Origin of the sequence: Deinococcus marmoris DSM 12784 (assembly GCF_000701405.1) — a bacterium.
Taxonomy (GTDB): Bacteria; Deinococcota; Deinococci; order Deinococcales; family Deinococcaceae; genus Deinococcus; species Deinococcus marmoris.
On record NZ_JNIV01000057.1, the window covers coordinates 17,698 to 30,067 of the forward strand.

The following is a 12,370-nucleotide window of genomic DNA, read 5'->3' on the forward strand; positions in this document are numbered from 1 at the left end:
GCCGAGGTTAGAGAAGGCGAAAAAGAGGCCCGCATCCCCGAGCAGGATGCGCGCCTTTTGCGTCAACCGTTCAACTGGGTTGTTCCGCCCACAGCGCCCGCATTTCCTCGCTGCGGTCCAGCAAGCCCTCCAGCGTCCCCTCATCCACGATGCGCCCGTCCTGCATCAGCAGGATGCGGTCGGCGCGGCTCAGGGCGGCGCGGCGGTGGCTGACCACCAGACAGGTGGCGTCCGTCTCGCTGAACAGGCCGTCCCACAGTTGCGCCTCGGTGCGGGCGTCCAGGGCACTGGACACGTCGTCGAAGACCAGCAGATCGGCGTCCCTCGCCAGCATCCGCGCCACCGCCGTGCGCTGCATCTGCCCACCGGAGAGCTTGACGCCACGTGCGCCCACGGGGGTATCTAAACCCTGGGGTAACTGCGCCAGATCGGGTTCCAGCACAGCAAGGCGCACGGCGCGGCCCAGGCGGTCCTCATGGCTGCCGCTCAGCACGTTCTCGCGCAGGCTGTCGCTGAACAGGCTGGGAATCTGGGAGGTGTAGGCGCTGCGTGGGGGCACCAGGAAGGTGGCCGGGTCAACGACTATCTGCCCGTTCCACTCCACCGTGCCGGACTGCGCCGGAATCAGGCCCAGCAGCGCCCGTAGCAACGTACTCTTGCCGCTGCCGATGCGCCCGGTCACGACGACGAATTCGCCCTGTTGAACGGTGAAGCTGGCGTCACGCACCCCCAGGCCGCTGTCATGGGTGGCGGTCAGGCCAGACACCCGTAATTCTTCCAGCGGCAGTTCCGGCGGCGCGGCGGGCGGCGCGGGTGGCCCGGCATGCAGGTAGACCGGATGGTGTTCCACGATGTTCGTATCGGGCGCGTCTTGCAGCAACCGGGTCATGCGGTCATAGCTGACCCCGGTGCGGCGGTGGCGGGCAATCGCGTCACCAAAGAAACCCATGCTCCCGGTCAGGCGCGGCAGCAGACCGATGAACAGCACGAAATCGGCAATTTCCAGCGTGCCGCCGCGAATCTTGTTGGCCCCCAGCAGCAGCACCAGCCCCACCGCCAGATTGACCATGTTGGTGTTGACGCCCCGGATCAGTTCGGTCAGCAGAACGTCGCGCAGGGCGGCGTGGCGGCGCGTCTCGCCCAGATGGCGCAGGTGGACCACCATGCCGTCCTCGCGGGCGGCCAGTTTGACGGCGCTGACGGCCCCAAACGTTTCGCCGATGAAGTCGGTCACGCGGGCGGTGGCCTCGCGCATGCGGCGGCGGTAAGAACGGATGGTGGGCGAGAGTTTCTGGACGAAGGCCACCATCAGCAGCAGCGGCGCGCAGACCAGCACGGTGATCAGCGGGTCCACGCGGGCCATCAGCGTGATCGCCACCAGCGAGTACAGCACGAAACCCAGGCTGTCGATCCAGACCTCCACATACCCGGCCACGTCCTCCACGTCGTCGCGGAAACGGCTGACCGCCTCGGCGGGGGTGTCGGGCAGGCGGCGCGAACCACGGGCGGTCAGCAGGTAGCCCAGCAGATTGCGGCGCAGCAGCGCGTCCAGGGTGTACCAGATTTCAATGAACGCCCGGAACGCCCCGTAGAAAATGCCGAAGCGGCTGACCCGCACCAGCGCGAACCACCCCACGAACACCCAGGCCGCCAGGATGGCCGCGCCCGTATCTCCGCCGCTCTTGCGAAGCAGCTCTGCCTGGTCCAGTTGCCCGAAAATGCGGCTGATCGCCAGCGCCAGCAGCGCGGGAGAGACGTGAACCATGCCCCACATGAACAGGTTGAAGGCGAAGAGGCCCGGCTTGTACGCGAACAGCCGTTTGGTGAGGGCAAAGGTGCGGTCCGGCGCGGTGGCAGGTTTGGCGGTGGGGGCGGTGGTCATGCGGAGGCTCCGGTCAGTGATAAGGCGTAAGAGCATGCGGGGGCGAGATTTTGAGCGTCAGGGTCTAAATACCTCATGCCAGCACCCCCGCGCCCTCTTCTTCCAGGGTTCCAGCGCGCAGCAGTTCGGCGTAATGGCTGTGCGGGGTGTGGGCCAGCACAGCGCGCGGGCCGTCCTCCAGCACCTCGCCGTCTCCCAGCACCAGAATCCGGTCTGCGCGTGCCACAGTATCCAGGCGGTGCGCGATGATAATTGCAGTGCGCCCGGCCAGCAGGCGGGTCATGGCGGCGGTCAGCAGGGCCTCGGTGGCGGGGTCCAGACGGCTGCTCGGCTCGTCGAGGATGATCACGGCGGGATCGCGCAGCATCACGCGGGCAAAGGCCAGCAGTTGCGCCTCCCCCGCCGACAGGCTCCCCGTGGGCAGCGGGGTATGAACACCATCTTTCAGGCGGGCCAGCCAGGTGCCCAGGCCCACCTCGTTCAGGGCCGCCTCCACTTCCTCATCGGTGATTTCCGGGTCAAAGAAGGACAGGTTGTCGCGCACGCTGGCCTGGAACAATTGCACGTCCTGCGTGACCACCGCCACGCGCCGCCGCAAGCCGTGCAGATCCACGTCCTGCACGTTCATCCCGCCCAGCCGCACGGTGCCGGACGTGGCGTCGTACAGGCGCGAGACGAGGCGGGTCAGGGTGGTCTTGCCGCTGCCGGTGCGCCCCAGCAAACCCAGCGTCTGTCCGGCGGGCAGATGAAAGGAAACGTCGTGCAGGACGCCGCGCAACTGGGGTTCATCGGGGGAATAGCTGAAAGCGACATTCTCGAATTCCAGGCTCAGGGCGCTGTCTTCCGGCAAAGCCGCGCTGCCGCCGTGAATCGCGCTCCTTAAAGCCAGAATCTCGCCCACCCGGAACAGGCTGGCCCCGGCCTTCTGCAATTCCTGCAACTGCTGCGTGAGCTGGTCAATCGGTTCTTCCACCAGACTCATGTAGTTGTAGAGCAAAAAGGCCGTGCCCAGCGTGATCGTTCCTGCCGCGTACAGGCCCACCGCCGCCGACAGCACGCCCACGTAGCCGACGGCGAACAGCGCCATGCTCAATTGCCACACGATGCTGCGCCGCCGCCAGGAATTGACGCTGTTGGTAAAGAAAGTGCGCTGCGTCCGCAGAAAACTGTTCAGGTGGTGGCCGCCCGCGCCCAGGCTGCGGATGTCCTCCAGCCCCGAGAGCCGTTCCTCGACAAAGCCGAACAGCTTGGCGCTGGATTCGCGCTCCAGCCGGGTGGGTTCCACGCCCAGTTTGCGGACACGGTTCATGGCGATCAGGGTCAGGAGGACAAAGAGACTGACGCCCGCGCCCACCCGCCAGTCCTCGCGGAAGAACATGAACAGCGCGCCCAGCAGCAGCAGCGCCGCGCCGAACACCCGCACCGCGAACTGCGAGAAGAAGTTGCTCAGGGCCGTCACGTCGCCGTCGATGCGCTCGATCATCTCGCCGGGGGTGCGTTCCTTATGCTCACGCATGTCCAGCGACAGCAGGTGCGCCATCAGGTCCACGCGCAGGCGGTTGGTGGCGGTCCAGCCCACCCGTGCGCCCACGTAGGTGGCCCCCGCCGTCATCAGTTGCACGCCCACCGCCAGCGCGATGTAAAACCCGGCCAGCCGCGCCAGCAGCCCCACATCAGCCCCCGCGCCCAGCTTGGCGTTGTCCACGAAAGTGCGGAGCAGTTGCGGCAGCAGCAGGTTCAGGCCAGTGCCGGTCAGCAGCAGCGCGGCCAGCCCGGCCACCTGCCACTTCAGCGGCCCCAGATACACGCGAAGCACGCCCAGCGTGGATGACGGCCTGGACGGCTCGGAAGGTTCTTGACTGGGGGCGGGCGCAGACATCCCTACAGGCTAGAGCGGCGCGGCCTGAATTGCATACGCAATGTGGCGCATTTGGGAGCAGTAGGAGGGCAGGCTTTAGGGGGTAGCTCCCACGGTTAACCCCTCCGCCCCTCCGGGGCACCTCCCCTTAGAAGGGAGGCAGGAGTCGCGGAACTGCCGTGCCAGACGCATTTCCTGGCTCCCTTTTGAGGGGAGCTGGCAGCGAAGCTGACTGGCTGGTACAGCTCCGCAGGAGAGGGGTTTTCGTGGGAGCTACTACAGAACCTTGGCTAAAAAATCCTCAGCTCTTGTTCTTGGTCAGAATCCGCACCGACAGGATCTCGTCGGCCCTGGCGTCGGCAACCGGGGTTTCCTGGCCGGACGCGGTGTCGCTGGTGCGGGTCAGCCCGGCCAGCGCGCCGTCACCCGTGACCACCTTGCCGAAGATGGTGTGCTTGCCGTTCAGGAAGTCGGTGGGAGCCAGCGTGATGAAGAATTGAGAACCGTTGGTGGCCGGGCCGCTGTTGGCCATCGCCAGGATGCCTTCAGCGTTAAAGGTCAATTTGGTGCGGAATTCGTCGGCGAAGCTGTAGCCGGGGCCGCCCGTTCCCCACTGGTCCTTCTTGGCCTCGTCCACGCTCAGGGGATCCCCGGTCTGCGCCATGAAGCCGTCGATCACGCGGTGAAAACGGATGCCGTCGAAGTAGCGGTCACGGGCCAGCGTCACGAAGTTGTTGACCGTGACCGGGGTTTCCTGCTCGTACAGGTCCGCCAGAATCTGGCCCCGGTTGGTGTCGATCAGGGCGTAGTAGTCCTGGCCGGCTTGCAGGGCCATCGCGGGTTCCTTCTCGAACTCGCGCACCGGTTCCTTGGTCAGCGCGGGGACCACGGTGTAGCCAGCCGGAACCGCGCCCGGCTTGGTCACGGCAGGTGCGGCAGGCGTCGTCTCGGCAGGCTTGTCGGTGGCGGCAGGGGTTTCATCCGGCTTGGCGGCGGCGTTATCGTCCGCCTTCGGCGTGCAGGCGGTCAGCGCCAGCAGGGCGCTCAGGATCAGGGCGGCATTCTTTGCGGCATTCTTCATAACGCCCAGTTTAGAGCAGCAGGGCGCGGGCGGGCGTCCCTCATTTGGTGCAGGCTCAGCGTTGGGGCATCAGGGTTCGGGCAGCCGCTCTCCGGCATGGACCGCCACGGGCAGCACGTTTTCAGGCGGGGGCAGTGGGCAGGTCCAGCCGTCGCCATAAGCGCAGTACGGGTGATAGGCCAGATTGAAATCCACCGACACCAGCGCACCCCCCTCATTGCGGACCAGCGGCGCGTCCAGATAGCGCCCCGCGCCGTAGGTCTGCTGCCCACTGGTGGCGTCGCGGAAGGGGATGAAAACGCGCTGCGGCTGCTCGTCCCCCAGCGGCACGAAGACGCTCAACGTCTGTTCGCCCCCTGGCAAAGGCAGCGTGACCGTGCCGTACAGCGCCATCGTGCGCGGCTGACCCGTGTTGGTGGCAAACGTGAACTCTGCCGCCGGGCCAGCAGGCGTCGGCGTCAGCAGGGCATTAAAGGCCCAGCCCTGATCCGGTGGGTAATAACGCAGGCCGTGAAACGTGACCGTGTCCACCGGGCCGCGCCCCGCCGCGAAATGCTCGTCCTTGCGGCGGCGAAAGTCCATCACGGCTTCCGCGTACGGTGAGTTCACCAGTCCACCGTCAGCCTTTCCCCGGCGTATTCCACGATGTCGCCGCGCCGCAGCTTCTTGCGCCTGCGGGTCTCGATCTCGCCGTTCAGCCGGACCTCACCGCCCTGCACGCGAAATTTGGCCTCGCCCCCGGTGTCGACCACACCGCTTATTTTCAGAAAATCCTGAAGATCGATGGTGTCCTGTGCCTGTCCGTCCTGCGCTGTGCCTCGGCTGCCTGTCATGCGGGCAGCGTAGCAAAGCGCGGCGGCTGGCGGGGGAACAAAAAAGCCCTCTCGGTGGGAAGAGGACTTGAGAGGACACTGTTTTGTGGCTGTTTTCTTACGGCTGCTTGGGCGCAGGATCGGCGGGCGGGGCTGGCGAGGGCGGAACCGGGCTGGGCGTGCCCTCTTTCGGATCGGTGTCTGCTGGAGGCGTGGCCGGAGTCGCAGTGGCAGGCGGAGTCGCGGGCGTCGTTGTGGGCACCGTGCCAGGAGCAGCCGGAGTCGCGGGCGTTTTCGGCGTCTCGGCAGGATTCTGCTTTTCCTCCGGCTTCGGCTCCGGCGTGGGCGTGGGCTTGTACTGCGCGCTGAAGACCCGCAGGTCCGCGTCGTCCACCTTGCGGTCCTGGTTCAGATCGCCCACCGAACCCGATTTGCCGTAATTTTCCATCAGGATCGCCAGATCGGTCAGGTCGATCCTGCCGTCGCCATTCAGGTCCGCGCCGCTCAGGCGGGTGCGGGCGGCCTCGGCAGTCCAGTCCTTGAAGCCCAGTTCGCGGGCCAGTTCCTGCTTGACCGCATCCAGCAAAGGAAGCGGGCCAGCCGGGTTGAACTCGATGCGCCGCACCCCGCCCACCGTGACCACGCGGGCGGCCACATCCGGGTTAAAGGGAGCCGCGCTGCTGCCCGCGCCGCCCAGGGCCAGCACTGTCCCTGAACTGCTGTCCAGCGTGACAGGCAGTTCTTTCGTGCTGATGGCGCTCAGGGCCGCCTGCACCGCGCGGGTCAGGGTGTCGCCCTGCGGTTGCAGCTTGACCCCGGCGGCGCTCGCCATGCCCAGGGCAACGCCCAGCAGCACGGCGGCAAATTTCAGACCGCGTTTCATTTGACCTCCAGCGCGGCACGGATGGCGTCACGCAATTTGGCGGGATCGGTGATGGGTGTTTTGATATCGCCTGCGGTCACCTTGCCGTCCGTGACCGGATACAGCCCCTGGTTAAAGCCCACCAGCGGACTGTCCTGCTTGCGGACATACAGCAGCGCAAAGACCTCCTGGCCGCTTTTCAGATTCGGCAGATCGGCCAGCCCCTGAAGGAAGAACAGCGCAGGTTTGCCGTCGTTCTGGGGCAGGCGGGCAGCGTCCCCAGTGATCGTTTCGGCCACGGTCAGCGGGTAAGCCAGATACGTGACCTCGCCCTCCTTGACGCTCACGGCGGTTCCCAGCGTGCCGCGCACGATCACTTCCGCCTTCCCCACCTGCTGCGCCAGCGTCAGCGGCGGCGCGGTGGTGGCCCCGGCGGTGGCCGCGAGCAGGGCGGCCAGAAGCACTCTTTTGATCGACACTGCTTTGTTAGACACTGTCCAGCGCATCACAGCGGCGCTCCAGTTCCCAGACGCGCTCCTGGCTCGCCCCCGCCAGGAGGTTTGGGCGGCGCGACAGGCGTACCATCTGGATTCTGATTCTGCGCCGGAGGTGTTCCGGGCGTATCAGTGGGCGGCGTCGGCTGCACGGGCGGCGTCACGCCGGGCACGGTTTCGGTGGGCCTGGGGGCCTCGGTGGACGGATCGGCGGCGTCCTTGACCTCATTTCCGTCCGCTTTCAGCGTTTCGGTCATCACAGCGCCTGACATGAATTTCCCCGCCAGCAATTTGCCTGTGCCGTCACGGGCCTCGTAACCCATCTTGGCAGCGGTCAGGGTGGCGGCCTTGTCCTGGGCGGGTTTCACGCTGATCAGGGCGATTCGCACACCATTGCGCGGAACAGTCTTGAATCCCAGATCTACCGTCAGCACCTGCCCCTGCTGCTGCCAGAACAGCACGCCACTCTGCTCGGACGCCTGCACACGGGTCACCTGAACGCCTGCGGGCAATTCCCAGTTCAGGCGGGCGGCGCGTACGTTGCGGGGCGCGGTGATGGTCAGCGGAATGCGCGTCTCGCCGCGAATCTCGCCCGTGGGCAGGCCAGGGGCCAGCGACAGGGGCGGCAGGGTGTTCACATTGACCGTGTATTCCTTGCTGCGCGTGCTGAGGGTGGAATCGGTGACTTCCAGCGTAAATTTGTATGTTCCGGTGGCGGTGGGCGTTCCCGTCAGGCGCTGACCGCCCAGCCTGATGCCGGGGGGCAGCGTGCCGCCCGATATCTTCAGGGTGTACGGCCCCGCGCCGCCCGCAACACTCAGATCGGCGCTGTATTCCTCGCCCTGATACATCACGGGCAGGCCGGAAGCGCTGTCGGAGAAATACAGGATGTCCCGGCCACTTCCGCCGCCCGTAGACGTGCCAGTGACGGGCTGCCCGCATCCGGCCAGGGCGAGGCTCAGCGCCAGGGCCAGCGCCGGAAGGGTGGAGCGAACATGCTTCATGCCTCCCAGTCTACCCGCCGCGCCGTGTCAGTCCCGTGAGTTTGCGGTGATTTACCGGGGGTGGGTGAGGCCAGCAGTCCCAGACCGGACCGGATTCGGTTTGAAGCCAGGAGTTCGGTTCCTGATCTGCCCCCCAATGGTAGATTCGCGCGGACCTCGGTCACGTGCCAGTCTCACTTCCTTCCCCCGCATCCTGATCTGAAAATCCTTTCCAGGAGGCGAACATGCTTGAAAACCTGAAACAGCCCGTGGGCATCTTCGACGCGGGGATCGGCAGCTACGACATCGTGCGGAAGATCAGGGCCGCCTATCCCGCTCAGGACACCGTGTATCTGGCGGACCGCGCCAGCTTTCCCTACGGCGCAAAAAGTGAAGACGAGCTGGAGGACAGCATCTTCAGGGCGGTGGATTACTTGACTGGCCTGGGCGTGGGGGCGATCATTCTGGCCTCGAACGCGCCCACCATCACGGTCTTACCGCGCCTTCTCCCCCGGTTTCGCCTGCCTGTCCTGGGCGTCTATCCGCCGATCAGGGCCGCCCTTGAAGGGGTGGGGGCAGATGGAGTGGTGGCCGTCATCGGGGCCAGGGTGCTGACGGACAGCGCCGCATTGCGGGACTATGTCGCCGGGGAAGCTGGAGGAGGCAGCAGCGACAGGGTGGCCTTCGCCGAGGCTGGCGGCCTGATCGAGCTGGTGGAAACCGGAACCTTCCTGAGCGATCCGGCCACGACGCAACGCACGGTCTCGGACTTTGTCGAAGCGCTCCAGCAACGGCACCCGCGACTGGCGGGCATCACGCTTTCCAGCACGCATCTGCCCTGGCTGAAGCAGTTTTTTGAGCAGGCCGATCCCCGCCTCAAACTTTTCGATCCGGCGGACGAGGTCACCGAGCAATTCAGGCCACTCGTCACCGCTGGCAGCGGCAAACTCGTCACGCTGGTCACGCAGAGTCCGCAACATCCTTTCCATGAATTCCAGGCCACGCTGGACCGACTGACCCTGGACCTTCAACCCAGATTGGTACAGATCTAAAGGTGGCGGATGGCTAAACCACCTGACCCACTTCGGCGTTCCAGCCACGGTCTTTTTCAACCCATGCTCTAAACTCCCGTCCATGACCATAGCCCCTGCAACATCCCTGCCCGCCCTTCCCAGCGTGGGCGAACGCCTGGGCCGCTACACCGTGAACCGCGTGGAAGACCTGCCCGAGATGCAGGGCTGGCTGATCCTGCTGACGCACGAGAACGGAGCCAGGCACGCCCATGTGGTCCGCGACGACGACAACAGCGCCTTTGGCGTCACCTTTCCCACCGTGCCGCGCGACAGCACCGGCGTGGCGCACATCCTGGAACACATCGTGCTGATGGGCAGCCAGAAATACCCGGTCCCCGATCCCTTCTTCGCCATGTTGCCGCGCAGCCTGAACACCTTCATGAACGCCATGACCAGCAACGACTGGACCACCTACCCGTTTTCCACCCGCAATGAGAAGGACTATTTCAACCTGCTGGGCGTATATCTGGACGCCACCTTCTTTCCACTGATGCGCTACGAGAGCTTCCGGCAGGACGGCCACCGCTTCGAGTTCGCGACCCCCGAAGATTCCAGCACCGAACTGAAATTGCAGGGCGTGGTCTACAACGAGATGAAGGGCGCGATGGCCGCCCCCGGCGCGGTGATGTGGCGGGCCTTCGGCAAGGCGCTGTTCCCGGACCTGACCTACGCCAACAACTCTGGCGGCACCCCGGCCAACATTCCAGAGCTGACCTACGACAACCTGCGGGCCTTCCACGCGGCGCACTACCACCCCAGCAACGCCTTTTTCTACACCTACGGCAAGCTGCCGCTGGCGCGCGTTCTGGACGAGATCGAGTCGCATGTGATGTCCCGTTTCCAGGCCCAGACGCTGGACGTGAGCATCCCCGATCAGACCCCGTTCACCGAACCCCGCCAGGAACGCGTGACGTATCCCGGCAGCGACGTGGAGCGCGGCACCCAGGTCAGCGTGATGTGGAAACTGGGCCTGTCCAACGACGCCGATGCCAACCTGCGCTGGAGCGTGCTGAGCGACGTGCTGCTGGGCAACGCAGGTGCGCCGCTGACCCGCCCGCTGATCGACTCTGGCCTGGGCAGCGCGCTGGCAGACCTGACCGGCTACCGCGATTCCTTCCGCGAGGGCGCGTTCGCCGTGGGCCTCAAGGGGCTGGGCGCAGGCAAGGTGGAGGAAGTGCAGAAACTGGTGCTGGACACCCTGCGCGGCATCGTGGAGGAAGGCATTGACCCCGAACTGATCGAGAGCAGCCTGCACCAGTTCGAGATCGGGCAGAAGGAGGTCAGCAATTCCGGCTTTCCCTACGCGCTGGGCGTGATGTTCCGGCTTCTGGGACCGTGGCTGTACGGCGGCGATCCGCTGACCGGGTTGCGCCTGGACGCCCAGTTGGAAAAACTGCGCGCCGATCTGGCGGCGGGGAAAGTCTTCGAGCCGATGCTGCAAAAAGAGCTGCTGGACAACCAACACCGCGTCACGCTGGAACTGGCCCCCGATCCCGAGTTGGTCACCCACATGGAAGCGCAGGAGCGCGAGCTGGTGCAGAGCCTCAGCGCCGACTTCACCGACGAGGACCGCGCCCGCATCGTGGCCGAGAGCCTGAAGCTCAAGGAATTGCAGGCGCAGGAGAACGATCCAGGGGTGCTGCCCACCCTGGCCCTGTCCGACGTTCCGGCCAGCATTCCCCCCGTCCCCTATGAAACGGAGGAGGCGGGCCGCGCCCTCGTCGCCCGCGTGCCCCAGCCCACCGGCGGCCTGACCTATCTGGACGTGCAGGTACGTTTGCCCGAGCTGCCGCAGGAGCTACTGGAAGTGCTGCCCCTGTACACCTCTGCTGTGACCAAAAGCGGCGCGGCGGGGCAGGATTACGTGGCCCTCAGCCGCCGCATGGAGGCCGTGACCGGCGGCGTCAGCGCCAGCGCCAGCAGCGGCGTGCGCCCGGATGACCTGCACATGCTGCGGCTGGCGGTGTCGTTCAGCGGCAAGGCGCTGGCCCGCAACGGTGCGGCGCTGGTGGAGGTGATGCGCGACGTTATTTCTGCGCCCGAATTCACCCGTGAGCGGCTGGAGCAACTGCTCAAGCAGCGGCTGGCGGGCCTCAAGGCCAGCGTGGTCAATTCCGGCAACGCCTACGCCGAGCGGCTGGCCGCCGCGCAGATCAGCCCCGCCGCCAGCATCGGCGAGAACTGGGGCGGCCTGAGCGGACTGGAAACCCTCAAGGGAATCGTGGAGGAGGGCGGGCTAGATGACCTGCTGGAACGCTTCGGGCGCATCCACACGCTGCTGCTCTCGGGCCAGCCGGTGCTGTGTCTGACCGCCACCGAGGACGATCTGAATCTGGACCTGAAACCGCTGAAGGACCTGTTCACAGGGGACGCTGCGGTGGGCCATCCGCTGCCCCAGCCGCGTGGCGGCGGCCCGCAGGCGCGCGTGACCGATTCGCCCGTGGCCTTTAACGCGGTGGCTTTCGAGACCATTCCGTACACCCACGCCGACAGCCCGGCGCTGCTGGTGCTGGCGCGGCTGCTACGAAGCGAATACCTGCTCAAGGAACTGCGCGAGAAGGGCGGCGCGTACGGCGGCAGCGCCTCCTTCGACCCGCGCGAGGGCGTGTTCGCCATGTCCAGCTACCGCGATCCCCACATCGCCCGCACCTACAAGGTGTTCCGTGACGCCCGCGCCTTCCTGGAGGGCGATCTGGGCGAGCGCGAGGTCACCGAGGCCATTCTGTCGGCCAGCAAGGCGCTGGACCCGCTGACCAGCCCGGACACCGTGGGCCGCCTGCGCTTCTTCGGCGATCAGGCAGGCTTCACGCCGGAAGTTCAGGAGACGTACAAAACGCGACTCCTGAACACTGGAATGACCGATCTCAAGCGCGTGATGGACGCTTACCTGACCCCGGAGCGTGCCGCCTACGCCCTGGTGGCCGGACGCGATCCCAACGAGGAAATGGCCGAGCTGGGCCTGAAGTTTGGCGTTCAGTCTGTTTGATACGGACTCCGATTAAATATTTTACAATATATGCCATGAAGTCCAACGCTTTCAGTCAACCTCTTCAACATGACGCCGCCGATTTCTGGCAGCTCTTCAAAACCAGCACCTGTGCCGTTCAGCGTCGTAGAGCGCAATTCTTTGCGCTCCTGGCAGAAGGACGCTCCCTTCCTGACCTGTTAGCGCTCACCCGCTACAGTCGGATGAGCGCTTACACCCTGCTCGCCCGGTATCACGCTCAGGGCCTGGACGGTCTCGCGGATGCACGACACGGCAATACAGGTGCACCCACGCTGTTAACGCCAGATGAGCAGCAGCGCATGGCACTGCGACTGCGTC

11 protein-coding genes are annotated in these 12,370 nt (G+C 65.7%); 3 read left to right on the plus strand and 8 right to left on the minus strand.

The window, feature by feature from the left end; genetic code table 11:
• Positions 1 to 70 precede the first annotated feature (70 nt).
• The 8 genes from Q319_RS0114010 to Q319_RS24585 all read right to left on the minus strand — a co-directional run bounded on the left by Q319_RS0114010 (position 71) and on the right by Q319_RS24585 (position 7,993).
• Positions 71 to 1,882 carry an ATP-binding cassette domain-containing protein gene (locus Q319_RS0114010; RefSeq protein ID WP_029483106.1) on the minus strand — a complete coding sequence of 604 codons (1,812 nt, stop codon included), beginning with the start codon at positions 1,880 to 1,882 and terminating at the stop codon, positions 71 to 73.
• 73 nt (positions 1,883 to 1,955) lie between these two features.
• Complete coding sequence (locus Q319_RS0114015) at positions 1,956 to 3,761, minus strand: ABC transporter ATP-binding protein (RefSeq protein ID WP_029483107.1); 1,806 nt, start codon at positions 3,759 to 3,761, stop codon at positions 1,956 to 1,958.
• Positions 3,762 to 4,041: 280 nt separating this feature from the next.
• Positions 4,042 to 4,821 carry a peptidylprolyl isomerase gene (locus Q319_RS0114020; RefSeq protein WP_029483108.1) on the minus strand — a complete coding sequence of 260 codons (780 nt, stop codon included), beginning with the start codon at positions 4,819 to 4,821 and terminating at the stop codon, positions 4,042 to 4,044.
• Between the two features lie 69 nt (positions 4,822 to 4,890).
• Positions 4,891 to 5,433: a DUF1684 domain-containing protein gene (locus tag Q319_RS0114025; protein ID WP_029483109.1), complete on the minus strand. Its 543-nt coding sequence runs from the start codon at positions 5,431 to 5,433 to the stop codon at positions 4,891 to 4,893.
• On the minus strand, positions 5,427 to 5,654 hold the full coding sequence (locus Q319_RS24580; protein ID WP_029483110.1) for an RNA-binding S4 domain-containing protein: 228 nt from the start codon (positions 5,652 to 5,654) through the stop codon (positions 5,427 to 5,429). Before Q319_RS24580 ends, Q319_RS0114025 begins: the two co-directional genes overlap by 7 nt.
• A gap of 97 nt (positions 5,655 to 5,751) precedes the next feature.
• Positions 5,752 to 6,516 carry a hypothetical protein gene (locus tag Q319_RS0114035; RefSeq protein WP_245619242.1) on the minus strand — a complete coding sequence of 255 codons (765 nt, stop codon included), beginning with the start codon at positions 6,514 to 6,516 and terminating at the stop codon, positions 5,752 to 5,754.
• Positions 6,513 to 6,974, minus strand: coding sequence for a hypothetical protein (locus Q319_RS0114040; RefSeq protein ID WP_051655398.1), 462 nt, complete (start codon positions 6,972 to 6,974; stop codon positions 6,513 to 6,515). The genes Q319_RS0114035 and Q319_RS0114040 overlap by 4 nt, the downstream gene beginning before the upstream one ends.
• 26 nt (positions 6,975 to 7,000) lie before the next feature.
• A complete protein-coding gene (locus Q319_RS24585; RefSeq protein WP_051655394.1) occupies positions 7,001 to 7,993 on the minus strand; it encodes an Ig domain-containing protein in 993 nt (330 codons plus the stop codon).
• A gap of 224 nt (positions 7,994 to 8,217) precedes the next feature.
• Between Q319_RS24585 and Q319_RS0114050 the strand changes: the two genes are divergently transcribed.
• The 3 genes from Q319_RS0114050 to Q319_RS27175 all read left to right on the plus strand — a co-directional run.
• Positions 8,218 to 9,024: a glutamate racemase gene (locus Q319_RS0114050; protein WP_029483114.1), complete on the plus strand. Its 807-nt coding sequence runs from the start codon at positions 8,218 to 8,220 to the stop codon at positions 9,022 to 9,024.
• Between the two features lie 82 nt (positions 9,025 to 9,106).
• Positions 9,107 to 12,031, plus strand: a complete 2,925-nt coding sequence (locus Q319_RS0114055; RefSeq protein ID WP_029483115.1) for an insulinase family protein — start codon at positions 9,107 to 9,109, stop codon at positions 12,029 to 12,031.
• A 35-nt stretch (positions 12,032 to 12,066) separates the two neighbouring features.
• On the plus strand, positions 12,067 to 12,370 hold a 304-nt coding region (locus tag Q319_RS27175; protein WP_156039345.1), incomplete at its 3' end, for a helix-turn-helix domain-containing protein.